General features: G+C 72.7%; 25 protein-coding genes. 10 read left to right on the forward strand and 15 right to left on the reverse strand.

The genetic code is table 11. The features are described from left to right. Positions 1-42: 42 nt before the first annotated feature. Positions 43-459, forward strand: coding sequence for a DoxX family protein (locus tag ACLF3G_RS16765; protein WP_430670543.1), 417 nt, complete (start codon positions 43-45; stop codon positions 457-459). Here the strand turns inward: ACLF3G_RS16765 and ACLF3G_RS16770 are convergent. The 4 genes from ACLF3G_RS16770 to ACLF3G_RS16785 are packed head-to-tail and all read right to left on the reverse strand — an operon-like array spanning position 456 to position 4,868. Next, entirely contained in the window at positions 456-1,856 is a 1,401-nt protein-coding gene (locus ACLF3G_RS16770) for an AMP-binding protein (RefSeq protein WP_430670544.1), read from the reverse strand. The two genes, ACLF3G_RS16765 and ACLF3G_RS16770, sit on opposite strands and share 4 nt — an antisense overlap. Further along, positions 1,853-3,127, reverse strand: coding sequence for an acyl-CoA dehydrogenase family protein (locus tag ACLF3G_RS16775; protein ID WP_430670545.1), 1,275 nt, complete (start codon positions 3,125-3,127; stop codon positions 1,853-1,855). Before ACLF3G_RS16775 ends, ACLF3G_RS16770 begins: the two co-directional genes overlap by 4 nt. A 5-nt stretch (positions 3,128-3,132) precedes the next feature. Continuing rightward, positions 3,133-3,834 (reverse strand): alpha/beta fold hydrolase, encoded by a 702-nt coding sequence (locus ACLF3G_RS16780; protein WP_430670546.1) that lies wholly within the window; start codon positions 3,832-3,834, stop codon positions 3,133-3,135. Continuing rightward, positions 3,831-4,868, reverse strand: coding sequence for a 2,5-dihydroxypyridine 5,6-dioxygenase (locus ACLF3G_RS16785; RefSeq protein WP_430670547.1), 1,038 nt, complete (start codon positions 4,866-4,868; stop codon positions 3,831-3,833). Before ACLF3G_RS16785 ends, ACLF3G_RS16780 begins: the two co-directional genes overlap by 4 nt. A 51-nt stretch (positions 4,869-4,919) precedes the next feature. On the opposite strand from ACLF3G_RS16785, the gene ACLF3G_RS16790 reads away from it, so the two are divergent. Continuing rightward, positions 4,920-5,339: a MarR family winged helix-turn-helix transcriptional regulator gene (locus tag ACLF3G_RS16790; RefSeq protein ID WP_430670548.1), complete on the forward strand. Its 420-nt coding sequence runs from the start codon at positions 4,920-4,922 to the stop codon at positions 5,337-5,339. A gap of 147 nt (positions 5,340-5,486) precedes the next feature. Next, positions 5,487-6,386 carry an L-threonate dehydrogenase gene (ltnD, locus tag ACLF3G_RS16795; RefSeq protein WP_430670549.1) on the forward strand — a complete coding sequence of 300 codons (900 nt, stop codon included), beginning with the start codon at positions 5,487-5,489 and terminating at the stop codon, positions 6,384-6,386. Here the strand turns inward: ltnD and ACLF3G_RS16800 are convergent. Together ACLF3G_RS16800 and ACLF3G_RS16805 are read right to left on the reverse strand one after the other, a co-directional pair. Next, positions 6,383-6,586 (reverse strand): hypothetical protein, encoded by a 204-nt coding sequence (locus tag ACLF3G_RS16800; RefSeq protein ID WP_430670550.1) that lies wholly within the window; start codon positions 6,584-6,586, stop codon positions 6,383-6,385. The two genes, ltnD and ACLF3G_RS16800, sit on opposite strands and share 4 nt — an antisense overlap. A 99-nt stretch (positions 6,587-6,685) precedes the next feature. Beyond that, on the reverse strand, positions 6,686-7,534 hold the full coding sequence (locus tag ACLF3G_RS16805; protein WP_430670551.1) for a metallophosphoesterase family protein: 849 nt from the start codon (positions 7,532-7,534) through the stop codon (positions 6,686-6,688). Positions 7,535-7,647: 113 nt separating this feature from the next. On the opposite strand from ACLF3G_RS16805, the gene ACLF3G_RS16810 reads away from it, so the two are divergent. Both ACLF3G_RS16810 and ACLF3G_RS16815 read left to right on the forward strand, forming a co-directional pair. Next, complete coding sequence (locus tag ACLF3G_RS16810) at positions 7,648-7,956, forward strand: YciI family protein (protein ID WP_430670552.1); 309 nt, start codon at positions 7,648-7,650, stop codon at positions 7,954-7,956. Positions 7,957-7,960: 4 nt separating this feature from the next. Continuing rightward, positions 7,961-8,851, forward strand: coding sequence for a 3-keto-5-aminohexanoate cleavage protein (locus ACLF3G_RS16815; RefSeq protein ID WP_430670553.1), 891 nt, complete (start codon positions 7,961-7,963; stop codon positions 8,849-8,851). 4 nt (positions 8,852-8,855) lie between these two features. On the opposite strand, the gene ACLF3G_RS16820 is transcribed toward ACLF3G_RS16815, so the two are convergent. Beyond that, entirely contained in the window at positions 8,856-9,626 is a 771-nt protein-coding gene (locus tag ACLF3G_RS16820) for a hypothetical protein (RefSeq protein ID WP_430670554.1), read from the reverse strand. 94 nt (positions 9,627-9,720) lie between these two features. Continuing rightward, entirely contained in the window at positions 9,721-10,773 is a 1,053-nt protein-coding gene (locus ACLF3G_RS16825; protein WP_430670555.1) for a S1C family serine protease, read from the reverse strand. 168 nt (positions 10,774-10,941) lie between these two features. Here ACLF3G_RS16825 and ACLF3G_RS16830 point away from each other — a divergent pair, with 168 nt between their 5' ends. Genes ACLF3G_RS16830 through ACLF3G_RS16845 form a run of 4 tightly spaced genes read left to right on the forward strand, consistent with a single transcriptional unit; the run spans position 10,942 to position 14,336 of the window. Then, positions 10,942-13,377 carry a heavy metal translocating P-type ATPase gene (locus tag ACLF3G_RS16830; protein WP_430670556.1) on the forward strand — a complete coding sequence of 812 codons (2,436 nt, stop codon included), beginning with the start codon at positions 10,942-10,944 and terminating at the stop codon, positions 13,375-13,377. After that, complete coding sequence (cueR, locus tag ACLF3G_RS16835) at positions 13,374-13,766, forward strand: Cu(I)-responsive transcriptional regulator (RefSeq protein WP_430670557.1); 393 nt, start codon at positions 13,374-13,376, stop codon at positions 13,764-13,766. The genes ACLF3G_RS16830 and cueR overlap by 4 nt, the downstream gene beginning before the upstream one ends. Further along, positions 13,763-13,960 carry a heavy-metal-associated domain-containing protein gene (locus tag ACLF3G_RS16840; RefSeq protein WP_430670558.1) on the forward strand — a complete coding sequence of 66 codons (198 nt, stop codon included), beginning with the start codon at positions 13,763-13,765 and terminating at the stop codon, positions 13,958-13,960. Before cueR ends, ACLF3G_RS16840 begins: the two co-directional genes overlap by 4 nt. Before the next feature lie 58 nt (positions 13,961-14,018). Beyond that, positions 14,019-14,336: a hypothetical protein gene (locus ACLF3G_RS16845; RefSeq protein WP_430670559.1), complete on the forward strand. Its 318-nt coding sequence runs from the start codon at positions 14,019-14,021 to the stop codon at positions 14,334-14,336. Here ACLF3G_RS16845 and ACLF3G_RS16850 read toward each other — a convergent pair. The 7 genes from ACLF3G_RS16850 to ACLF3G_RS16880 all read right to left on the reverse strand — a co-directional run bounded on the left by ACLF3G_RS16850 (position 14,291) and on the right by ACLF3G_RS16880 (position 22,692). Next, the gene (locus ACLF3G_RS16850) at positions 14,291-15,448 is read right to left on the reverse strand and encodes a glycosyltransferase (protein ID WP_430670560.1); all 1,158 of its coding nucleotides are present in this window, start codon (positions 15,446-15,448) and stop codon (positions 14,291-14,293) included. The genes ACLF3G_RS16845 and ACLF3G_RS16850 overlap by 46 nt on opposite strands. After that, complete coding sequence (locus tag ACLF3G_RS16855; RefSeq protein WP_430670561.1) at positions 15,445-16,806, reverse strand: glycosyltransferase family 4 protein; 1,362 nt, start codon at positions 16,804-16,806, stop codon at positions 15,445-15,447. The genes ACLF3G_RS16850 and ACLF3G_RS16855 overlap by 4 nt, the downstream gene beginning before the upstream one ends. Next, positions 16,793-18,001, reverse strand: coding sequence for a DegT/DnrJ/EryC1/StrS family aminotransferase (locus ACLF3G_RS16860; protein WP_430670562.1), 1,209 nt, complete (start codon positions 17,999-18,001; stop codon positions 16,793-16,795). The genes ACLF3G_RS16855 and ACLF3G_RS16860 overlap by 14 nt, the downstream gene beginning before the upstream one ends. Before the next feature lie 83 nt (positions 18,002-18,084). Then, the gene (locus ACLF3G_RS16865) at positions 18,085-18,711 is read right to left on the reverse strand and encodes a sugar transferase (protein ID WP_430670563.1); all 627 of its coding nucleotides are present in this window, start codon (positions 18,709-18,711) and stop codon (positions 18,085-18,087) included. After that, entirely contained in the window at positions 18,704-19,924 is a 1,221-nt protein-coding gene (locus ACLF3G_RS16870; RefSeq protein ID WP_430670564.1) for an O-antigen ligase family protein, read from the reverse strand. The genes ACLF3G_RS16865 and ACLF3G_RS16870 overlap by 8 nt, the downstream gene beginning before the upstream one ends. Beyond that, entirely contained in the window at positions 19,924-20,790 is an 867-nt protein-coding gene (locus ACLF3G_RS16875; protein ID WP_430670565.1) for a hypothetical protein, read from the reverse strand. Before ACLF3G_RS16875 ends, ACLF3G_RS16870 begins: the two co-directional genes overlap by 1 nt. Before the next feature lie 57 nt (positions 20,791-20,847). Further along, positions 20,848-22,692 (reverse strand): heparinase II/III domain-containing protein, encoded by a 1,845-nt coding sequence (locus ACLF3G_RS16880; protein WP_430670566.1) that lies wholly within the window; start codon positions 22,690-22,692, stop codon positions 20,848-20,850. A gap of 148 nt (positions 22,693-22,840) precedes the next feature. Between ACLF3G_RS16880 and ACLF3G_RS16885 the strand changes: the two genes are divergently transcribed. Then, a complete protein-coding gene (locus ACLF3G_RS16885) occupies positions 22,841-23,590 on the forward strand; it encodes a GntR family transcriptional regulator (RefSeq protein ID WP_430670567.1) in 750 nt (249 codons plus the stop codon). The last annotated feature ends 32 nt before the right edge of the window (positions 23,591-23,622 follow it).

A 23,622-nucleotide genomic window follows, 5' to 3' on the forward strand; every position in this document is an offset into this window, starting at 1 on the left:
GCCCAGATCACGGGCATTCCGCTCGTGTCAGGGATTTTGCGCATGGCGATCGACGTGACCACGACCTCCCCCCTCGCCGCCACCTGGGCGCCGCGCCTGCTGTCCGTCCTGCGGATCGTGGCGGCGCTGATCTTCATGGCCCATGGCACCCAGAAGCTGCTCGGCTTCCCGGTGGCGGAGGGCGGCGGCGGGCCGGAAGCCTTCACGCTGAGCTGGTTCGCCGGAGTGATCGAGCTGGTGACCGGCTTCCTGATGCTGATCGGCCTGTTCACCCGCCCGGCCGCCTTCCTGGCTTCCGGCACCATGGCCTTCGCCTACTGGATCGCCCATGCGCCGCGCGATGTCTTCCCGGTGCTGAACGGCGGCGACGCGGCGATCCTGTACTGCTTCGTCTTCCTGTACCTGGCCGCCGCCGGCCCCGGCCCGTGGAGTGTCGACGCCACACGGCGCGCGGCTTAGCCAATCATCTCCCGCAGCCGCGCCACCTCCACCTTGCCGAGCGCCGTGCGCGGCAGGGCCGGCAGTGTCACCACGGCGCGGGGGATCTTGAAGCGGGCGATCTGGCCCTCGAAATGCGCCAGCACCAAGCCCGCGTCGAAGCCGGGGCCGGGCACCACCACGGCCACCGGCACTTCCCCCCAGCGCGGATCGGGGCGGCCGATGACGGCGCCTTCCGCCACGCCGGGAGCGGTCCGCAGCAGGCGTTCGACCTCGGCCGGATAGATGTTCTCGCCGCCCGAGATGATCACGTGCTTCAGGCGATCCGTGAACCACCAACGACCCTTCGGGTCGATGCGGCCGACATCGCCGGTGGCGAACCAGCCCTCCGCATCCAGGGCCGGCAGATCGGGCCAATAGGTGCGTAGCGTGGCCGGGCCGCGCACCAGGATCTCGCCTTCCGTGCCGCCTCCGGCGATGCGCGCCTCCGCATGCCGCGCCGGGCGACCGAGCGAACCGGGCGCGGCCCAGGCCTCCGCGCGGTCCTGGATGATGGCGATGGGGCAGGTCTCGGTCGCGCCATAGACCTGCTGCACGGGAATGCCGCGCGCATGAAACGCCTCGATCAGCGGGATGGGCACGTCGGAGGAGCCGGCGCCGATGGCGCGCAGGCTGGACAGGTCGGCGCCCGCCCAGCGCGGATGCGCCACCAGCGCCTGCATCACGGCCGGCACCAGCAGGGTCAGGGTCGGGCGGTCGCGGGCGACGCTGTCGAAGAAGGCGTCCGGATCAAAGCGCGGGTGCAGGATGATCTCGGCGCCGGCCTGTAAGGCGGGCGTGGTCTGGATGTTCAGGCCGCCGACATGGAACAGCGGCAGCACCGTCAGCACGCGATCCTCCGGCGTGATGGCGAAGGCGTGGCGCGCGTTCAGGGCGTTGGCGTGCACCGCCGCCTGGTCCAGCACCGCGCCCTTCGGACGGCCGGTGGTGCCGCTGGTATAGACCAGCAGGATCGGGGGCTCGTCGCCCCCTGTATCGGGCGGTGCTGCGTCATCATGCAGCGCCGTCGCATCCAGTGCCCCGGGTTCCACCGCGCGTGCGGCGGCAAGCATGTCCGGCGTCGCCAACAGCAGCCTTATGCCCGCATCGTCCCGGATGAACCGCAATTCGGGTGCGGCGAGGCGCCAGTTCAGCGGCACCTGCATCGCACCGAGCCGCGCGCAGGCGAACAGCAGCGCGATCTGCGCCGGGTGGTTCTGGCCGAGAAAGCCGATGCGGTCCCCCGCCCGCACGCCGCGCGCCCACAACGCCGCCGCCATCGCCCGCACCCGCGCATCGAGCGCGCCGTAGGTGATCGCATCGCTCTCGAAACGCAGCGCGACGCTCGCCGGCGGATGCGCGGACAGCCAGTGCTTCACGGCGCCTCGTCCGTCTCGCCCTTCTCATACAGCGCATCGCGCCCGATTCGGTCGATGCAGAGCTCCGCCGTCCAGGGCAGCATCAATGATCCGCAGCGGCTATCTCGAAAAATGCGTTCCAGCGGAAGCGATTTCAGCATCGCCTGGCCGCCGCAAGTGCGGATGGCGAGGCTCGCGATGGCCTGGGCGTTCTCCATCACCGTGTGCTGCGCGGCCAGCGCGCGCAGCATCTGCTCCTTGCTCGGATCGGGACCGGCCTCGGTGATGGCCTGGAACCACAGCGCCTTGGTCTGCTCCAGCATCACGCGCATCTGCGCCACCGCGATCTGCTTCGTTGGATACATGCGCCGTTTCACCGGCGGCGTGCCCGGCTGCTCGCCGCGCAGGTAGCGGATGCAGAAATCATAGGCCGCCTGTGCGAGGCCCATATAGGTCGGCGACAGCGTCAGGAACATGTGCGGCCAGCGCATCGCCGCCTGGAAGTACAGGCCCGGCGGCATCAGCGCCGCATCTTCCGGCACGAAGACATCCTGGAAGATCAGCGTGCGGGAGACGGTGCCGCGCATGCCGAGCGGGTCCCACTCCCCGGTCACGGAGACGCCCGGCGCCATCGCCGGAACACCGAGATACAGCGTGTTCCTGCGGGACGCCTTCTCGCCCTCGCGCATCTCCGTGCAGAGGATGCCATAGGTGTCGGCATGGCCGGCGAGACTCGCGAAGATCTTCTTGCCGTTCACGAGGAAGCCGCCCTCGACACGCCGCGCGGTGGTGCCGAAGGCCGCCGCACCCGCCGCAGCCGCGCCGCCTTCCGAGAAGGGCTGCGAGAAGATCTTTCCGTGCTGCAGAATCGTATCGTAGTGCAGCCGGCGTCGCCGCCGATGTTCCGCACGTTCGGAAACATCCATCTCAAGGTCTTCCGTCAGCGCGCCGGTCCACAGCGTGCTGCACACATGCATGTTCCAGGTCAGCGCTGTGGCACCGCAGTAGCGGCCGAGTTCGGCGGCCGTCAGGCAGTACGCACGAAAACCCGCACCGAGCCCGCCTTCCTCCGCCGGAATGCAGATGCCGAGCAGGCCCTCCGCGTGCATGTCGCGATAGTTGTCGACGGGAAACGCCGCCTCCCGATCCCACCGCGCCGCGCGCGGCGCCAGCACCCGCGCGCCAAAGCTCCGCGCCTTCGCGGTCAACTCGGCCTCGAAGGGCGTCAGCCGAAATGCCTTCGCGTCGAAGATCGGTGCGTCGGCGGCGAGGGTCGGAGGCAGCGCGTCCATAACCGTCACTCCGCGAGGAAAGGCAGCAGCGCGGCGCGAAACGCGTCCGGGGCTTCCAGGTGGATCAGGTGGCCGGCGCCTGGGATCACCACGATCCGTGCACCCGGGATCGTCTCCGCCATGCGCTGCATCGTCTTCAGCGGCGCCGCCTGGTCGCGCTCGCCGGCGATCAGCAGCGTCGGCACGGCGATGCGGGCCTGGTCGGCGCGGCGGTCGAAGGTGGTCAGGCAGCGCAACGTGTCGCGATACACCTCCGCCGGAATTGCACGCATCGCGTCCAGCGCGCGCGGCCTCGCATCCGGCGGTGCGTCCACGGGCAGCATGCCGTCCAGCAAATCAGGTGCGGCCTGATCCATGCTGCGCCCCTCCAGCGGGCCGAGCCGCGCCGTCAGGAACTGTTCGGCGAAGGACGGATCGCGCCCGCCGAAGGCCGGCGTCGTGCCGTACAGCACCAGCCGCGCCACGCGGTCCGGGAAGCGCGCCACGAATTCCTGCGCCAGCATGCCGCCCATCGAATGGCCGACCAGCGTAGCCTGTTCGATGCCTTGCGCATCCAGCTCCGCCAGCAGCGCCTCCGCCAATGCGGGAAACGTCATCTGCGGCAGTGGCGCTGTCCCGGAAAAACCCGGCATCGGCCAGTCCAGCGCCCCTGGCACCATGTCGCCCCAGGATGGTCCGCCGATGCCGTGCAACAGGACAACGCTCATGCAACCAGCCTCCCCTCGATGACCACGGGTACGTCGTCCAGCGTGATGGTGCAGCCGAAGACGGGCAGGTCGAAATGCCCCTCCGTGAAGCGCCCGGCGAATTCATTGGCGCCGGTCGAGAACAGGAAGTTCCCCGCCGCCGCGCGCAGTTCCGTGCCGTTCAGGTCGCGGCGGTCGTGAAACAGCAGCGCCTCCCGCCGCGCCCGCTCATTCATCCCCCAGCCGACATGGCTGACGGCGTAGGCACCCGGGTCGCCCCAGGCAGCCAGGTGCTCCCGCATCAGGATGGCGTCGAGTCCCTCGCCTTCCACCGCCACCACATGGTCGTCGCGCAGCACCAGCCGCACCGGCGCTTCGACATACCGCTTGAAGGTCAGGTTCGCGTCGCCCGGCGCCAGCACCAGCGTGCCGTTCACGCTGCCCGCGGCGGGGAAGGACACCACCACGCCGCCCGGCCAATGCGCGATGGTGCCGGGCCGGTCGGTCCAGCCCCAGACGCCGGCACTTGTCGCCCCCGCCATCTCCACCGTCAGGTCGGTGCCGGCGGCGCTGGTCACGCGCATCCGGCGCGCGGCACGCAGGCGCTTCACCGCGGCCTTCACCGGCGCGGCATCCTCCGGCCGCGGCACCAGGCGTTCCAGGATGTCCGGGTGCTCGTCGCTGACCATCAGCACGCGCGCGCCGCTGCCCAGGATCCCCTTCAATTCCGGCGCATGCAGCAGCCCCTCGCAGGTCAGGTCGACGACCAGCGAGGACGCCCCCAGTGCCGCCAAGACCGAAGGATGCCCGGCCAGCGCCCGCGACGCGCCGGTGGAGCGCACCGGCACTGGCGCCGCCTGCCGCGGGGTCGGTACTTCCAGCCGGAAGGGCCGGCAGCCGAGGCGATGGGCGGCGAGTTCCGCCAGGTCGATGTTCAGCCGCCGCGACTGGCTCTCGGACAGCAGGCAGACCGTCTCCCCCCGCTGCGCGGCACACAGCCGCAGCACGGCCTCGAAGGCCTCGATCCAGTGCGGCTCGATCCGGTCATCTCGCATGGGATCGAGCCTAGCGCTGGCACCTATCCATGAAAAGTCATATGTTCGGCCATGGCCGCGCCGCCGCCCTTTGTCGAGGATTATCTTCTCGCCCTGCTGGCGCGCGCCTCGCACGCCGCGTCCTTGGATTTCCACGCGCGGCTGAAGGCACGCGGCGTCGCCGTGCCTGCCTGGCGTGTCCTCGCCAGCCTGTCCGGCCAGCCGAGGCCGGTGGGTGAATTGGCCAAGATCTGCCTGATGCAACAGCCCACCATGTCCAAGCTGCTGGACCGCATGGCGGCCGACGGCCTGGTGCAGCGCGCCCGCGCCGGCCGCGAAACCCGCATCGCGCTGACCGACCAGGGCCAGGCGCTGTCCGACGAGTTGATCGCCGAGGCCCGCGCGCATGAGGCTGCGCTGCTGTCCCGCCATGCGGCCACGGCGCCCGCGCTCAAGGCATTGCTGTGGGACTTGATCCCGACTTCGCCATAGCCACCTGCGGCCGATGCCCCCGATGTCCACTCTCTCCCGCATCGTCATGGTCCTGCTGGTGGTCTCCGCCCTGGTGCAGATCCTGGTGCTCGTCTTGCGCTGAGCCGCCCATCCGGCCAGCGTGTCGAGACGGTGGAGGATGCAACGATGCGCGTGGCAGTGATCGGCCTTGGGGCCATGGGTATGGGGGTGGCGCTGTCCTGCCTGCGCGCGGGGCTGGCGACCTCCGGCTGTGATTTCTCCGACAAGGCGCGCGCCGACTTCACCGCCGCCGGCGGCCAAGCCTTCGGCAGCGGCGCCGAATTGCCGCAGGGCACGGAGGCCGTGCAGATCCTGGTGGTGAATGCCGCGCAGACCGAGGCCGTGCTGTTCGGACCGCAGGGCTGCGCGCCGCGCCTCGCGCCCGGCGCCGTCATCATCGCCTCCGCCACCATGGGACCGGACGACGCGCGGCGGCTGGCGGCGCGGGCGGAGGAAGCGGGCTTCCTCTACCTTGATGCGCCGGTATCCGGCGGCGCCGCCAAGGCGGCCTTGGGTGAGATGACCGTCATGGCCTCCGGCAGCGCCGCCGCCTTCGCCAAGGCGAAGCCGCTGCTGGATGCCGTCGCCACGAAAGTATGGGAATTGGGCGAGGCACCCGGCATCGGCGCCACGGTGAAGGTCGTGCACCAGCTTCTGGCCGGGGTGCATATCGCCGTGGCGGCGGAGGCCATGGCCCTCGGCATCCGCGCCGGCGCGGACCCGCAGAAGCTGTATGACGTGGTAACCAGCGCTGCCGGCAATTCCTGGATGTTCGAGAACCGCATGGCGCGCGTGCTGACCGGGGACGATGCGCCGCGCAGCGCCGTCGACATCTTCGTCAAGGACCTCGGCCTGGTGGCGCAGATGGCGCGCGGGCTGGACCATCCTGTGCCGCTGGCCAGCCAGGCGCAGCAACTGTTCACCGCGGCCAGCGCCATGGGCCATGGCCGTGCGGACGATGGCTTCGTCATCCGCGTCTGGCAGGCTCTGACCGGCATCAAGCTGCCCGGCGACGCGCCCGGCTAGCTGAAGGCAGTGATGACCACCGCGATCAGGATGAACAGGGCCATCAGCATGCCGCCGGCCCGCACGAGTTCGCCGGCCTTCTCCCGGTCCACCAGCGGCCCCGCCTTCGGGCGCGGCGCAGCCTGGGCGTCAGGCTCCGGCGCGCGATAGGGGTCGTGCAGCCCCAGGAATTCGGATCGCGGCTGCCGGTCTTGCGACATGATTCTTTCGCGGATGCAACCATTCAGGTCTACGCCGCCGTCGCCCTACGCAAAAGACACCGCAGGTTGCGTGAAACCGCGCGAAACACATCCTTGGGTTCATTCCTGGCGTGGATAGCTCTCCGCCCGCACTTCCTCCAGGTAGGGCGCGCGCAGGCCGGGCGGGCTTACCAGCTCCGTCTCCACATGGTCGGCATGCAGCGTGTGCCGCAGGAAGCCGCCGATGCGGTCACCCGCCGGCACGCCCGGCTGGATCTCCGGCTCGCAGACGAACGAGGCCGGCGGGCACCAGGCGAACACCACCTCGCCTCGCCGTTCCATGCGGTGCATGTGCAGGTGGCCCGAGGCGACGAGGCGCAGGGCCGGATGCGCCAGCAGCGGCGCCAGCGCGAAGCGGCCCTCCGGCGGTACGGACCAGTAGTCGAAGGGGTCGTCCATCCCGCCGATGAAGGCGGGCTTGTGCAGGAAGGCGGCGATGCGGCGCCGGCCCAGCCCTTCCAGCGCCTGCGCCAGCCATTCCGCCTGCGCGCCTTCCTCCGCCATGCCGGTGCCCATGATCTCGGTGTTCAGGCCGACCAGGCGCCAGGCCTCGCCGCCCGGGCCATCAAGGTCCAGCACGAAGCGGTCCAGCCCGAACTCCGCGGCCCAGCGCGCCATGCGCGCGGCGTCCACCGGCTGGGTGGGCATGCTGCGGGCGTCGCTGCCGACATCGTGGTTGCCCGGCAGCACCAACAGCGGCACCGCCCCGGCCATGCGGCGCAGGGCGGCGGCGGCGAAGGACAGGTCCGCATCCCGGTCGGCGCCATCCAGGGATACGTCGCCGCTGGCCACCAGCGCCTGCGGCGGCGCCGCGTGCAGCACGGCCTCGATCCGGGCCATGTTGGCCTGGAACACGGTGGTGCGCGGGCCGAGGTGCGAGTCGGAAATCTGCGCGACGATCAGCGGCATGCGGAATCCTGTGCAGGGAGAGGCGGCGCCCCATCCTGCCCTGCCGGCCCGGTTTCCGCCACGCCACCAGACATGCGATCCTGCGGAACACTTTCCCGAAGGGCGCCGCCGGCATGTTGTTCCTGATCCAATGCACCCAGGTCGCCGAGGGCGCCGGCATCCGCGCCGCGCATTACGACGCCCACCGCGCCTACCTCCGCGCCAGCCCCGTCGACCTCAAGCTGTCCGGCCCCATGGTGACGGATGAGGAGGAGACGCCGATCGGCTCCGTCTTCATCGTCGACGTGCCGGACCGCGCCGCGGCCGAGGCCTTCGCGGCCGGCGACCCCTTTGCAAAGGCCGGCTTGTTCGAGAAGGTGACGGTCACGCGCTTTCTCGACATCACGCGCGGCAAGCCCGCTTTCGGGCGAAAGGGAGATTAACAAGATGCGCCGCAAGGTCATGCTCACCTGCGCCGTCACCGGCAACATCACCACACCGGAACAGACGCCGCACCTTCCGATCACGCCGGAGCAGATCGCCAACGCCGCCATCGACTGCGCCAAGGCCGGCGCCGCCATCGCGCACATCCATGTGCGCAACCCCGAGACCGGCCGCCCCAGCATGGAAATCCCGCTGTACCGGGAGGTGATGGACCGCATCCGGTCCTCCGGCACCGACGTGGTCATCAACCTGACGACAGGCCCCGGCGGCCGATTCGTGCCCTCCCGCGACGACCCGCGCCAGGCGGCGGAGGGCAGCACGCTGATCTCGCCCGAAGGCCGCGTCGCGCACATCGTGGAACTTAAGCCGGAAATCGCCACGCTCGACATGAACACCATGTGGTCCGGCAGCGGCGTCGTCATCAACGCGCCCTGGTCGATCACCCGGATGGCGGAGCTGATCTATTCCGTCGGCACCATCCCCGAACTGGAAGTCTTCGATTCCGGCGATATCGCATTGGCAAAAAACCTGATGCAGCAGGGCGTGCTGAAGGGGCCCTGCCTGTTCCAGGTCTGCATGGGCATCCGCTGGGGCTTCGACTGGAGCCCGGAGACGCTGCACTACGCGAAGTCCATCATCCCCCAGGGCAGCCCCTGGGCCGCCTTTGCGATCGGCCGGATGGAATTCCCCATGCTGGCGCAGGCCTGGCTGCTCGGCGGCCATGTCCGCGTCGGGCTGGAGGACAACATCTACCTGAACAAGGGCGAACTCGCGGTCTCCAACACCGTGCTGGTGGAACGCGCCGTGCGCATCCTGCGCGAGTTCGGCATCGAGACGATGACGGCCGCCGAGGCACGGGCGGAACTGTCGCAGGTCGGCGGCTGGAGCCGGTAGGCTTCTACCGCCCAGCCGAGAAGCTGTATTTCAGCGCGACGCGCAGCCGGTAGCGGGGCGAATCATCGTTCAGCCCCGCGCCGGCGGCGACTCCCAGCGTGGTATTCTCCCACAGGGCGCGGGAAAAGCCGGCCTCGACCAGGCGCCGCGCCTGTTCCCCGCGGTCCTGGCTTTCCTCGACATAGCCGGCGACCAGCACGGTCTCCGGCGTCACCACATGGCTGATCGCGGCGCCGAGCACATGGCCGTGGCGCCGCTCCCCCTCCTCCGGGTCGGGCCGCGCCACCCAGGCGCCGGTCAGGTGCAGCCCGAAGGCGCCCGGGCCGCGGCCGGTAATCCAGCTCGCGGTGGCGCCGAGATCCGTGGCGATGCTGCCATGGCCGGGCCCGAAGGGCAGGTCCACCCCGGCGACAACGGCCACGCTTGGAATCCAGCCGCTCTGGTCCAGCAGCCGGTAGGTCACGCCCGGCGCCACGCTGCCCTGGTTGGTGCCGCTGGCATCGCCGAAGCCGTAGACGCCGCCGAGGCTGAGCTCCAGCCGGTCCGTCACGCCGTATTTCAGCGTCGGCCCGGCCTCGAACAGGTCGCGGCCCTGGCGTGTGCGCTCGAAGCCGCCTTCCAACTCGAGCTGGAAGTCGCCGCGGCTTTCGGTGAAGGCGTCACCGACCGAAAACGGCGCGCCGGTGTCGGGCGCCGCGGCCTCCTCCTGCGCCTGGGCCGGCGCCAGGCCCAACAACAGCAACGCCGCGCACAGGCCATGCCTTCTAATGCTCATCCACCAATCCCCCCGCTGCGCCGGCACGGCCGGGCTGCGGCGGGCAACGCGCGGTGGTGGCGCCGGTTCGGTCACCACCTCGGCAGCCGTTCGGTCAGCCCTCGCAGCGCAGCAGCACGGTGGCGCGGTTCGCGATGTCCCCGACATCGGCGGCGCTGAGGTCCGCGCCGCGGCTCTCGGCGGTGCGGAAGGAGATCCCAGCGCGGCGCAGGAAGGCCTGCGCGGCCTCCCCCCGCACCGCGAAGTTCACGTTGTCCACGTTCTGCACGCGGCGGCTGTCCAGCTTCGCCACCACCACGCCCACCACATGGCCCTGCATGTCCAGCAGCGGCCCACCGGAATTGCCCGGCTGTACTTCCGCGCTGATCTGGATGGTGTTGGGGTCGTTGCGGATACCGGCCAGGCCGTTGACCTCGCCACGGGTCAGCTTCGGGTCGGCCGAGAGCAGGTTGCTCAGCGGAAAGCCGTAGGCCACCACCCCCTCGCCGCGGCGCAACGTCGGCGCGTTGCGGAACTCCAGCGCCGGGCCGTTGGCGCCCGGGATGCTGAGCACGGACAGGTCCAGCGCCCGGTCCACCCGCGCCGGCGGCACCGCGGCCAGCCAGGCGCCACCCGGCATCCGCGCCAGGATGCGGTCGCAGCCGCCCACCACATGCTGGTTGGTCATCACCAGGCCCGGTGCCACCAGGAAGCCGGTGCCGGTGCTGACGCGGCGGGCATTGGCGTTCGGCCGCGCGGCGGCCACCTGCGGCGCGGCCGGCGGCGTCGGGGCCGCCGCCGGTGCCGCGGCGGTGTAAAGCTCCACCCGCGGCGTCGCGCAGATGTCCTGGTTCCGCGTCACGGCCTCACGCCCATCGGCCAGCACCAGGCGGATGTCGAAGCGGCAGCCGGCCTCGGCGCCGGGGCGCATGGCGAAGGCCGCATTCGTGGGCAGCGGGCCGCGGTTCAGCAGGTTGCCGCCCCAGTCGGTGCGCCCGCTGCGCACCGCATGCAGCGCCGTGGCCGGCTGGCCGGTGCGGTTGACGATGCGCACCGGCTCCGCCGCTTCCGGTGCGGCCTGGGCCCAGGCGGCACCCGGGAGCGGGTTCGGGAGGGGCGCGAGCGCCAGGGCGGGAAGCAGCAGCAGGGCGCGCAGGGTTCGATTCATGATGCTGGCGATGTCGGGCCGCGCCGGGCGCAGGTCAACGGGCGCAGGTCAACCGGCCTGCCTGAAACCTGCGCTGGATCAATGAATTTGCCGGCCGCTCGGGCATTCTCCGGGTCGCCTGAGGCACCCCTTGACGTTCCCATTGTGGGAAACCCCATCTGCCTCGACATGGAAAGCACCACCCTGATGCCCGAGGCGCCCGTCGCCGCCCCTACCCGCCTCACTCTGCCCATCGAGGGCATGACCTGCGCCAGCTGCGCCGGCCGGGTGGAACGCGCGCTGGAAGGCGTGCCGGGCGTGACGGAAGCACGGGTGAATCTGGCCGCCGAGCAGGTCCGCGTCACCGGCACCGCTCCGCCCGAGGCGCTCGCCGTCGCCATCCAGGCCGCCGGCTACGCGGTGCCGCAGACGCGGCGCGAGATCGGCGTGGAGGGCATGACCTGCGCCAGCTGCGCCGGCCGCGTGGAACGCGCGCTGCGGGCGGTGCCGGGGGTGGCGGAAGCTTCGGTGAACCTCGCCTCGGAACGCGCCAGCCTGCGCCTGCTGCTGCCGGTGGAGGATGCGACGCTGGCCGCGGCGCTGTCCCGCGCCGGCTACCGTCTCGCCGCCGTGCAGACGGAGGACCGTTCCGAGGCCGCGGAGGATGCCGCGGCGGCGAAGCTGCGGCGTGAAAAGCGGGACCTGCTGGTCGCCGGGCTGCTGGCGGCGCCCTTCCTGGTCGGCATGCTCGGCATGCCGCTGGGTCAGGACTGGATGCCGAATGGCTGGCTGCAACTGGCGCTCGCCCTGCCGGTGCAGTTCTGGTTCGGTGCCCGCTTCTACCGCGCCGCCTGGGGGGCGCTGCGCGCCCGCACCGGCAACATGGACCTGCTGGTCGCCATCGGCACCACCAGCGCCTTCCTGCTGTCGCTGGTCCTGCTGGTGCAGCACGGTGGCGAACATGCGCACGCGCTGTATTTCGAGGCGGCGGTGGTCGTCATCCTGTTCGTCATGCTCGGCAAGCACCTGGAAGCCCGCGCCCGGCGCGGCACCGGCGCCGCCCTGCGCGCCCTGCTCGACCTGCGCCCCCGCACCGCGCGCCTGCTGGCCGACGATGGCACGGAGCGCGAGGTGCCGGCCGGGTCCGTCATGCCGGGCGACCTCGTCGTGCTGCGCCCGGGCGAGCGCGTGCCGGTGGATGGCATTGTGGAACAGGGCGAGGCCGGGCTCGATGAAAGCGCGCTGACCGGGGAAAGCCGGCCGGTCGAGAAGACACCGGGCAGCAGGCTGGCCACCGGCACCGTGGTGCTGGACGGAAGGCTGGTGCTGCGGACCACGGCGGTGGGCGCGGAAACCACGCTGGCCCGGGTCGCCGCCCTGGTCTCCGCCGCGCAAGCCAGCCGGGCGCCGGTGCAGAAGCTGGTCGACCGCATCTCCGCGATCTTCGTGCCGGTGGTCATCGCCATCGCCCTGGCCGCGCTGGGCGGCTGGCTGCTGGCCGGCGCAGGGTTCGAGACGGCGCTGCTGAACGCGGTCGCCGTGCTGGTCATCGCCTGCCCCTGCGCGCTGGGCCTGGCGACGCCAGCCGCCATCATGGCCGGCACCGGCGCCGCCGCCCGCGCCGGCATCCTGGTGCGCGACGCCGAGGCGATCGAGCGCGGCCAGCGCATCACCCTGGTGGCCTTCGACAAGACCGGCACGCTGAGCGAGGGCCGCCCGCGCCTCGCCGCGCTGCACCCGGCGCCCGGCGTGACGGCGGAGGCCGCGCTGGCACGCGCCGCCGCCCTGCAATCCGGCAGCGAGCACCCGCTGGCCCGCGCGGTGCTGGAGGCCGGCACGGACAAGGGCCCCGCCGCCGAAGGCTTCCGCGCCCTGCCCGGCCGCGGCGTCGAAGGCGTGGTGCACGGCCGCCGCCTGGCACTCGGCAGCCCGCGCCTGCTGGCCGAATCCGGCGCCGAGCCGCGCGAACTCGCGTCGCGTGCGGCGACGGAGGCCGCGTCCGGCCGCAGCCTCGCCTGGCTGCTAGACACCGAGGCGCGGGAAGTCCTGGCGCTGCTGGCCTTCGAGGATGCGCTGAAGCCGGGCGCCGCCGGCGCCGTCGCCGCGTTGGGCGCCATGGGGCTGCAGGTCGCGCTGCTGAGCGGCGACAACCAGCCGGCCGCCGAGGCCGCCGGCCGCGCCGTCGGTATCACCCGCGTCGCCGCCGAGGTCCTGCCGCAGGACAAGCTGGAGCACATCCAGGCCTGGCGGCGGGAGGGATCCCGCATCGCCATGGTCGGCGACGGTGTGAACGACGCCCCTGCGCTGGCCGCGGCCGACCTTGGCATCGCCATGGGCACCGGCACCGATGTCGCCATGGCGGCGGCCGGGATCACGCTGATGCGCGGCGACCCGGCGCTGGTGCCGGCCGCGCTCGACATCACCCGCAAGACCTACCGCAAGCTGAAGGAGAATCTGGCATGGGCCTTCGCATACAACCTGATCGGGATCCCGCTGGCGGCCTTCGGCCTGCTGTCGCCGGCCTTGGCGGGGGGAGCCATGGCGCTGTCCTCGGTTTCGGTGCTGGCGAACGCCCTGCTGCTGGCCCGATGGCGCGTCCCCGCCACGCCGGAGCGAGCGGCATGAACATCGGCGAGGCCGCGGCACAGTCCGGCGTGTCCGCCAAGATGATCCGCCACTACGAGGCGATCGGGCTGATCGACGCGCAGCGTCGGCCGAACGGCTACCGCGCCTATGGCCCGCAGGATGTCGCGGTGCTGCGCTTCATCCGCCACGCCCGCGACCTCGCCTTCCCGCTGGAGGATATCCGCCGCCTGCTGGCGCTGTGGCGCGACCGGTCCCGCGCCAGCGCCGACGTCAAGCGCATGGCGATGGACCATGTGACGGCGCTGGAGACCAAGGCTGCCTCGCTGCAGGCCGTGGCCGAGAGCCTGCGCCACCTGGCGCAGCATTGCAGCGGCGACGACCGGCCGGACTGCCCGATCCTCGCCCAGCTGGAAGGCACGCGCCGATGACCCAGGACCTGCGCGTCAGCGGCATGACCTGCGGCCATTGCGCTCGCGCCGTCACCACGGCGATCCGGGCGCGCGACCCGGCGGCGAAGGTCGAGGTGGACCTGGCGGCCGGCCTGGTGAAGGCCGAGACCAGCCTGAGCCGCGAGGTTCTCGCCGCCGCCATCACCGCCGAGGGCTACGCCGTCACCGGCTGAGGCCGGAAACGCCGCGCTCTCCCCGGCGTTCGCCCCCCGTACCGGAAGGGATGGGCGAATGGCGTTGTTCGGGGCCGGGGCGGCCGACATGTTCAAGTGGCTGGCGACCGGCTGCACCATCCTCGGCGCCGGGATGACCGCGGCCGATCTCGGGCGGCGCGCCACCGGCTGGGGGTTTGCCGTACTGGCCACCGGCTCCGCCTGCTGGCTGGCGGCGGCGCAGATGGAACAGGAAAGCCAGCTCGGCCTGACCAACCTGGTTCTGCTGGTACTGAACGCCGCCGGGGTCTGGCGCTGGTTGGTGCGCAAGGCGCCCGGCCATGCTGCGCCTCAAGGTGCAGGCGATGGGGGGGCCAAGCTGCGCCCGGCCGAATAGGCCGCCGGCACCGCCAGCAGACGGCGGTACAGCCGCACCAGCCGCGCCGCTTCCGGCCCCCAGCCGAAGCGCCGCAGCGCCGCATCGCGGCCACGCGCGCCCATGGCGGCGCGCAGTGCGGGGTCGGTCAGCGATTGCACCGCCGCCGCCAGTGCCCCGGCATCGGCCACGTCCACCGCCAGGCCGCAGCCGGCCTCCGCCACCACCGCCGCCACCTCCTCGGCGAAGTCGGGCACGATGACGGGCAGGCCGGCCAGCATGCAGTCGAACAGCTTGTGCGGCAGCGCCAGCCGATGGTTCTCGACCCCCGGCTGGAACAGCACCAGGCCGATGTCGCACGCCGCCGCCAGGGCCACCGCCGCCTCGCGGTCCATCCAGCCATGCTGCGCGATGCGCCCGGCAACTCCCAGCGCCTGCGCCCGCGCCCGGATTTCCGGCTCGCTGGCATCGGTGAAGCGGCCGACCAGGCAAAGCCGCGCGCCGGGCAGGCCGGACAGCAGCGCCGGCATCAGCAGCGCCCCGCGGGATGCGCCGAGCGCGCCGAGATGCACCAGCGTCACCGGCCCGGCAGTGTGCCGCCGCGGCGCCACGTCCACCGGCGTCGCATAGTTGCGCACCGGCGTGCAGCGCGCCGCGCCGCCGAAATCCCCCGCCAGCCCATCCTTCGCCACCACCACCGCATCCGCCTGCGTCGCCAGCACCCGGCAGGCGCCGCGCAGCGCCGCACGCACCAGCGGCCGCAGCGGCGCCGGCAGCCTTGTGTCGAGGCGGGAGGGGTAGTGCTCGTGCACGTCCAGTACCAGACGTGCGCCGCAGCGCCGCGCCGCCAGCAGCCCGGCGAGCCAGCTATCCGGCTCATGCGCGTGGATCACCGCCGGCCGCGCCGCCGCCGCCCGCCGCGCCAGGGCCGGGATGCCCCGCAGGCGGCCGAGCCAGCCGCGCGGCGGCGCGAAGGTCTCGAGCCCGACGCCATGCAGGCTTTCCGGCACCGTATCACCCGGTGCGAGGTGCCGCACCCGGAAGCCGGCCGCCACCAGCGCCGCACCCTCCTTGGCCACGATCCGCACATCGGTGGGCGGGTGCGCGGCCGAGAGCATCAGGACCAGGCTCAACCGCCCAGGCTTCCCGGGCCCGGCCCGGCCGCAGCGACCCTGCGCGGCACGTGCCCGGCCACCGCCTCCACCACCGCGACCAGCCGCGCGGCGATCCGGCGGCTGTCGAGCCGGCGTTCGGCGACGATGCGGGCGGCGCGCCCCATCGCCGCCCGTCGCGGCGGGTCCGTCGCCATCGCCAGCAGCGCCGCCGCCAGCGAATCCGCATCGCCCGGCGGCACCGAGAGGCCGCAGCCATTTTCCGCCAGCAGCCGGGCAGCACGGCCGGGCACGTTGGCCACCACCGGCAGCCCGGAGGCAAGGGCTTCGGCCAGCTTGTTCGGCGCCGTCCATTCGGCGAATTCCGGCACCGGTGCCAGGCACAGCAGCCCGATATCGGCGCCGGCCAGCAGCCTGGCCAGGTGCGGCTTGGGCAGCGGGTCGAGGAAGCTCACCGGCAGGCGTTCCGCGGCGGCACGAGCCATCAGCGCCGGCTTCTCCGCCCCCTCCCCCACCAGCACCAGCCGCAGCCCGCTGCCGCGCAGGCGGGCTGCGGCATCCAGCAACTGGCCGAGCCCGTTCGCCGGGCCATGTGCGCCGGCATAGACCGCAAGCACCTCCGCCGGCCCGATCTCGGGTGGGCGCCAGGGCGGCGTCGCCGGGTGGAACAGCACCAGGTCGGCGCCCTGCGGCACCACCCGCACGCGGTCCGGATCGGCGCCGCGGTCGAGTGCCGTGCGCGCCATGCCCTCCGTCAGGGCCACCACCGTGGCGGCGCGCCGGCAGGCGGCATCGGCCAGCAGGCCGAGCGCCGACAGCACCGCGCCGGGCACGCCACGTCCGCCCTGCGCCGCGGCACCGCGGGACAGCGCATCGGGCAGTTCCGGCCAGGGGTCGCGGATCTCGAAGATGAAGGGCGTTCCGCGCAGCCGGCGGGCGAGAAGCGCCGGGATGGCGACGGTGGACGGGGTGGAGGAGGCGAGCACAAGATCCCAGCCGCGCCCCCCCGGACGCTCCAGCGCCAGCCGCGTGGCACGGGCGGCGAAGCGCAGGAAGGCCTGCGCGCGGGCTGGCAGGCGCTGGGCGTTGCCGCAGGGAATGTCGAACTCCACCACCTCGAACCCCGCGACCGACCCGCTGCGGCGACCGCGGGCGAAGGGGCCGGACAGGCCGCTGACCGCTCCCGCATAGCGCCCGCAGGCCAGCGTCACCGCATGCCCGGCGGCGGCCAGCGCGGCGGCGTGGTGGTAGGCGCGGGTCGCGGTGGCACCGGCGGGTGTAGAGAAATGCTGGTGCAGGTACAGGATGCGCAGGCTGCCGGCAGGCTCCGGCCCGGTTCGCCTCTCGGTCGCGGTGGTGGCGCCTTCAGGCTCGCGCACAGTGACGCACCGCCTCGATGACGCGGTCCTGGTCCGCGGTGGTCATGGCGCTGCCGGAGGGCAGGCACAGTCCACGCTCGAACAGGGAAGCGGCGACCGCGCCGCCGGCCTGCGGTGCGTCCCGGAACGCCGGCTGCAGGTGCAGCGGCTTCCAGGCCGGTCGGCTTTCCACGCCGGCGGCCTCCAGCGCCCGGCGCAGATGTTCGCGATCCGCGCCAAAAGCGGCCGGGTCGACCAGCGCCACGCTCAGCCAGCGATTGGCGCGGCCCCAGGCTGGCTCGGCGATGAAGCCGAGGCCCGGCAGGTCGCCCAGCCCCTCCGCATAGGCCTCGAAGATCGCGCGGCGACGCGCGACGCGGGCCGGCAGCACGGCCATTTGCGCCAGACCCAGCGCCGCGAGCACGGAGGACAGGCCGTAGGCGTAGCCCGTGGTCTCATGCTGGTAATGCGCCCCAGGCTCCCGCGCCTGGCCCGCCAGGTGGCGGGCGCGGGCGATCAGCGCGGGATCCTCGCTGGCCAAGGCGCCGCCGCCGCCGGCGGTGACGATCTTGTTGCCGTTGAAGGAGAACACCGCGAGCAGCGCGCCGCGCCCGGCATGGCGCCCGCCGCGCTGGGTCGCGCCCATCGCGGCGGCGCTGTCGCACATCACCGGCACGCCCCAGCGATCGCAGGCGGCGATGATGGCATCGAGGTCGCAGCACTGGCCGTACAGATCCACCGGCACCACCACCCGCGGCAGCCGGCCCCGGCGCGCGGCGCGCGCCAGCTCCTCCGCCAGCAGCCCCGGGTCCATGCTCCAGCCGGTCGGCGTCACGTCGAGGAAGCGCGGGGTCGCGCCCATCTGCACCGCCGGAGCCACCGTGGCGACGAAGGTCATCGCCGGCGCCCAGACCTCGTCGCCCGGCGCCACGCCCAGCAGGCGGTAGCCCAGGTGCAGCGCCGCGGTGCCGGAGGTGGTGGCGAGGATATGCGGGAAGCCGGTGGCAGTGGCGATGCCGGCCTCGAAGGCGGCGGGGGCGGGCCCGGCCGGGGCCAGCCAGCCGGAGGCCAGCGTCTGGCGCACCGCCTCCAGCTCGCTGCCCGCCAGATGCGGCGGCGACAGCAGAAGGCGCGGCTGCGGCAGGCGGGCCGGGAAGGGCAGGATGGAGGCCAAAGCCTGCTGATGCGCCGCGGGATGAACCATGGGGTTGATCATTACCGTGCTGGTTCAGCATTTAAGTTGAATTAGTAACGAATGCGCAAGCTTTCCATGTGCAGCGACCGCGGATTGCGGCTGTTTCAGGTCCCAGGACGCTTGGATTCACCACCGGGTGGCAGCGGGCCTTCTTCCAACGGTGGCATGGTTGCATGACCGGGTGCGGCATGTCCCTGCCCGCGCAGCAGCACCAGCAGGCTTCGCGCGGCCAGCACCAAGTCGCGTCCAAGACCCAATGGACCGGCCGCATAGTCGGCGCCGAGTTCCAGACGCTGCGGCCAGGCCACCGCGTTTCGGCCGGCGGCGACTCCCGGCCCGAGCAAGCCCGGCCGCACCCGCAGCCGCTGTGCCTGCCGCGCGGAATAGAAGGCGAGGTAGCCCAGCGGCAGAGGCCGTGGCCCGACCAGGCTCATCTCGCCCCGCAGCACGTTGACCAGCTGCGGCAGTTCATCGAGGCCACTGGCGCGCAGCGCGCGGCCGAAGCCGGTCAGGCGTTCCGCATCGGGCGCCGCGCCCGGTGCCATGGACCGGAACTTCAACAGGGTGAAGGGCCGGCCCCGCCGGCCGGCGCGCGGCTGCACGAACAGCAGCGGCCGGCCGAGCCGCAGCCACACCGCCAGCGCCACCAGCACGAAGACCGGCGTCAGCAGCGGCAGCAGCAGCAAGGCCGCCACCACGTCCAACGCCCGCTTGCCGAAGCGTTCATACATGGGCGGCATGCCCTGGCCATGCCGGCCGCGGTGGGCGCGCCACCACCGCGAGGCTCAGTGCCAGCCCAAGGGCAAACCAAGCCATGCGGTTGCCGAGGTCGGTCGAGACCATGATGGTCAGCGCCACCGGCAGCACCAGCGCCACGATGCGCGCCAGACGCGCCGGCGCCACCACGGCGGCCAGCCGGAACATCACCAGGACAGCGCCGCCGAAGGCACCGAGCCACAGCAGCAGCCCGGGCAGGCCGGCCTCGGCCAGCGCCTCCAGCGCATGGTTGTGCGGATAGCGGCCGCGCCATTCGCCGTATCCCGCGGCAATGCCGAAGCCGCCGGTGCCGAGGCCGAAGGGCGCTGCCTCACCGCCCCAGCGCAGCGCCTCCGCCCACAGGGCACGGCGCGCCTCCAGCCCGGCAGGCTCGGCGGTCAGGCGTTCCAGCGTTCGCAGACCCTCGGCCAGTTCCGGGTGCAGCAGCAGCCAGAGCCCACCAAGCGCCACGAGGGTCGGGACAGCCAGCACCCAGGCCAGCCCCGCGCCGCCGCGCAACCGCAGCGCGGGCGCGACGGCGACGCCGGCAAGCAGCGCCAGCAGCGCCGTGCGCCCCCCCGGAAGCAGCGCCGCCAGCGCCAGCGCCACCACCGCCAGCCACCAGCCAAGGCGCCCCAGCCAGCCCCGCGCCTCCACCGCCGCGACCGCCGCCAGCGCCGCCGCCGTAGCCAGCGCCAGTCCCGCCAACTGGTGGTGCACCGAGCCGCGGACCAGGTCGCGCGCCAGTGCGGCCCAGCCGGCCGAGGCGCCCCAGGCGATCAGCGCCGCCAGCAGCAGGCCGATGCCCAGGCAGAAGCGGCAAAAGCCGCGCCGCGCCGTGTCCTCCGCGCCCACCAGAAGGCCGGCGGCAAGCATTGCGGGGGCAAGGAGCGCGACCTCCGGCAGCTTGGCCTCCGCCACCAGGCTGGAGGATGACCAGGCGCCGGCCAGCACCAGCCACAGCCAGAGCAGCGCCGCCGCCGTGACGGGCAGGGCGAGCGCCGGGGAAACGGTCCAGCGCCGCGTCGCGCCAACCACCGCCAGGGCCGGCAGCAGCAGCGCCAGGCTGGCGGTGGTGAGGTCGAAGGGCAGCGAGTCCAGAAGCGGCGCAGTCTTCAAGGCCCCGGACATCTGCAGCACCGCGGCCAGGCCACCCGCCGCGCCAGCCAACAGGGTGGAGGCGCCCATCACTCGGCCGGCTCCGGATGCAGCGGCTGTCGCCACGGCATGGGCGCCAGCCGCAGCAGCACGCCGGTCGCCACCAGCGCAACGGCAGCCATCGGCACCGTCACCAGCAGGAGCAGCGCCAGCAGCGGCCGGTTCGGCTGCGACGGCCGCAATTCCACCCGGGGGGCGGAGACGATGCGCGCCGCCACCGCCTCATCCGCTGCCACCACCAGCCCGACGCGCTGCTGCTGGGCCAGCATCTCGTAAAGGGACTGGCGCAGGTACAGGTCGGATTCACGGGCCAGCCGCAGTTCCAGCGCGGCGATGCGGCGCTGCGCCAACTCCTCCAGGTCCGCGCGCACCTTGGCCTCGGCGAAGCCGTGCAGGCGCCGCAGCATGTCCAGCGCCTGGTCGCGGTCGGGATGGGCGAGCGCCAGGGTCCAGGTGACGGCGCCCAGCGTCTGCGTCACCGCCAGGTTGCGCTCCAGCCAGAGGCCGGCGTCGTCGAGGTCGGCGGTGATGCGCCATGCCAGCGCCTCGCGCAGAAATCCGAACAGGCCCTCCGCCCGGCGTGCCGTCAGCCCCGCCAGCAGCGGCGTCGCCTCGGCCAGCATCGCCGCCGCCTCGGCGGATCGCAGGGCACCCAGGTAGATCGCGAAGTTGCCGGTCGGCCGCGGGTCGAGCAGCCCGGAGAAGGCCGGGGAGGGCGAGAGCAGGGAGGAGGTGGCGATGCCCGTGGTCTCCGACGGCGCGACCAGCGCCTCCGCCACAAAGCTGCGCGGCAGGGACAGCAACAGCAGGAGTCCCGCGGTGAACAGGGTGGCCGCAAGCAAGACCACGCGCCAGCGGCGTCCCCAAAGCTGAGCGACGAGCATCTCCAGCGGCATGCACGGCCTCCCCAGGACCGCATGATGTTAAACAATTCCAACGAAATCAACCTGGGGTTATGAAGACAGCGTCACGCGCGTCACGATGGTCGAAACGCCGCTGCCGGCATCGATCCGCAATAGGGTCGCGCCGCGGATCTGCCCGTAGGCTTGGCTTTCCCAGCCACGCTCCAGCCCGAGCGTGAGCGGCGCACCCGATGGTTCGGCGAGGACCGCGACGCGGATGGTGCCATCGGTCACGCCGTCTGCCAGCAATCGCCAGGGCCCGGACGGCAGCCTCCAGCACAGCGTGGCGCGGGCGAAGCGGCCGGACAGGCAATCCGTGACGGTCCAGCATCGCCCCGCCACCGCCACCTGCCGCGACTGGCCCGGCCCGGCCGCATCGCGCCGCGCCGCGCCATCCGGCAGCGGTGACAGAAGCGGCCAGCGGGCGAACAGGAAGCGGCCGAGGCGCGGCATCGGCTCTCGGCCATCGAACACCACGGCGTTATGCGCGGCGGCGGAGGCCAGGGCAGCCGGCCACCAAGGCTCGGGCGGGTTGTAGGACCCGGTGCCGGCATCGCGCAGGATGGCGCGCGGGCCATCGCGCAGGGTCAGGTGCAGCAGGTCCGACTGCGCCGGGCGAAATCGCAATCCGCCGCGGAGGTCATCGGTGCCGGTCCGCAGCACGGCGCTGGCGCCGGCCGCCGACCAGCCCATGCTGCCGGCGGACCGCCAGTGCGCAGGGCGGTCCAGCCGGCCCGCCGGCCCAGCCAGGCCAAGCCAGCCAGCGCCCGCATCTTGCGGCAGGTCCGCGCCACATCCGGCGAACAGCCGGGCGGCGCGTTCAACACTGCCGCGCGCATCGGCCGGGCCATACAGGCCGAGATCGGCGAAGGCCGAGCCATCCTCCACCCCCAGATGCGGCGTCGAGCCGTCCTCCAACGCCACCAGCCGGTGCAGCCAGGCGGCCAGGGCAGCGGCGCGGTCGGTGAGTGGCTCCGGAAAGGCTGGCGCAGCGTGCCGTCGGCGCAGCACCTCCGCCACCGACAGCACATCGAGCGCCAGCCGCGCATAGCCCGGCGAGACCTGCGCGAAGCCGCCATCCGGCGCCACGAGCCGCGCCACCGCCGCCGCCAGCTGCCGCGCCGCCCGCGCCGCCACGCGTGCCTCGCCCAGCAGCAGCGCGCAGGCGAAGGCGCCGGCGGGCTCGGACAGGCTGTGGTTGTTGTCCTGCGCCGCGGCATAGGCGGGCGTCGCGGCGATACGGCGGGCGCACAGCCGCAACAGGGCGCGGGCCGCCGGGGGAAGGGATCGGGGCGGGTCGCGGTCCGCGTCCAGCAGCGCCAGCGCCAGCGCAAGTGACAGCGCCCGCAGCGCCGCCTCCTGCCCGCAGGCCCAGGCCGGGCCGCGGAAGGCGGGGTTGGCGGCGCACCAGGCCTGCAGCCGGGCCTCGGCCCGGTCGAGATGGCCGCCGGCAGGGTCGAGGCGCGCCGCCTGCGCCAGCAGCAGGATGTCGGCGAAGCGGCTGGCCTCCCACACCGGGCGGACATCGCCCCGGGCGAACAGGTCCATCCCGAGCGCCGGCGCCAGTGGATCGTAGCGACCGTGCCAGTCTGGTCGTTCCGGCAGCGCCGCCGCCGCGGCCAGGACAGCGTCCGCCGCGCCGTCCGCCAGTGATGGTGCGGCAGGGGCGGACGCTGGCAGGAAGCGGCCGGCCAACGGATGCGTGCCCGCCAATGCCCACTGCGGCAGGCCGGCGGCAAGGCGTGTGCGGTGCAGCAGGATCAGGGCCACCGGGCGGGGACCCAGGCGCCAGGCCGCATCCAGCATCAGCCGCAGCCGCCGCGGGCTGGTGCCGCGCGGCGCCTTCGCGGGTGGGGCATCGGCGGGCTGATCCGGAAACGAGGGCGGCATGGTCATGCGAAGCCACCTGTAGCCGTGAAGTTGGCCGGATGTCGCGCGACAAAACCTGAGGTTGATCCACCTGGGACGCGGTGGCGGGGCCTGCTGTCCAAGGGTCAGCAATGGCAAATTGGGCTGTTGCCAGAACGCCAATCGGCATGCCAACTTGCATACAGATGAGGACACAATACTGGATACCGTAGCCCCCGCCCTGTCGATGGTCGCCTACAGCCGCATCCGCCACATGATCATGGAGGGGTTGCTGAAGCCGGGCGAAATGATCTCCGAGGGCCAGCTCGCGGAGCGGCTGGAGGTCAGCCGCACCCCGGTGCGCGAGGCGGTGCGGCGCCTGGGCGAGCAGGGGCTGATCCAGACGACGCCCCGTGGCCTGCGCATCTTCCGCCCGAGCGCGGAGGACGTCGCGGAGGTCTATTTCCTGCGTGCCGCCATCGAAGGCGCCATCGCCCGCACCGCGGCCGAACTGCTGTCACCGGCAGAGCTGGACCAGCTTCGCGGCTTCCACCGGGACAGCGAGAGGGCCGCCGCGAAGGGCGACATCGCCGAGCTGGTGGACCTCAACGGACGCTTCCACGGCGTCCTCGCCGCCTCCTGCCGCAGCGCCCGGGCGACGGCGACGCTGGCCTCGCTGGAGCCGCTGGTCGCGTCCTACCGCCGGCTTTCGCTGTTGTCGCGCGACCACCAGCTGGGCTCCATCGCCGACCATGCGCGCCTGATCGACCTGCTGGCCGCCGCCGATGGCGAGGCGGCGGAAGCGCTGATGCGCGACCACATCGCCCGTGCCGGACGCCGGGTGGTGGAGGCCGCGCGCCAGATGGAGCCGGCGCAGGGTCCGGGCGAGCCGGACCACCTGCGCAACCTGGACATCCTGGCGGGACGCAAGAACCCGCCCGGCTGACGGCGGCGGATGCCGCCTGGACTGACGGCGGC

It is taken from the genome of Falsiroseomonas sp. HC035 (genome assembly GCF_050563525.1).
Taxonomy (GTDB): Bacteria; Pseudomonadota; Alphaproteobacteria; order Acetobacterales; family Acetobacteraceae; genus Falsiroseomonas.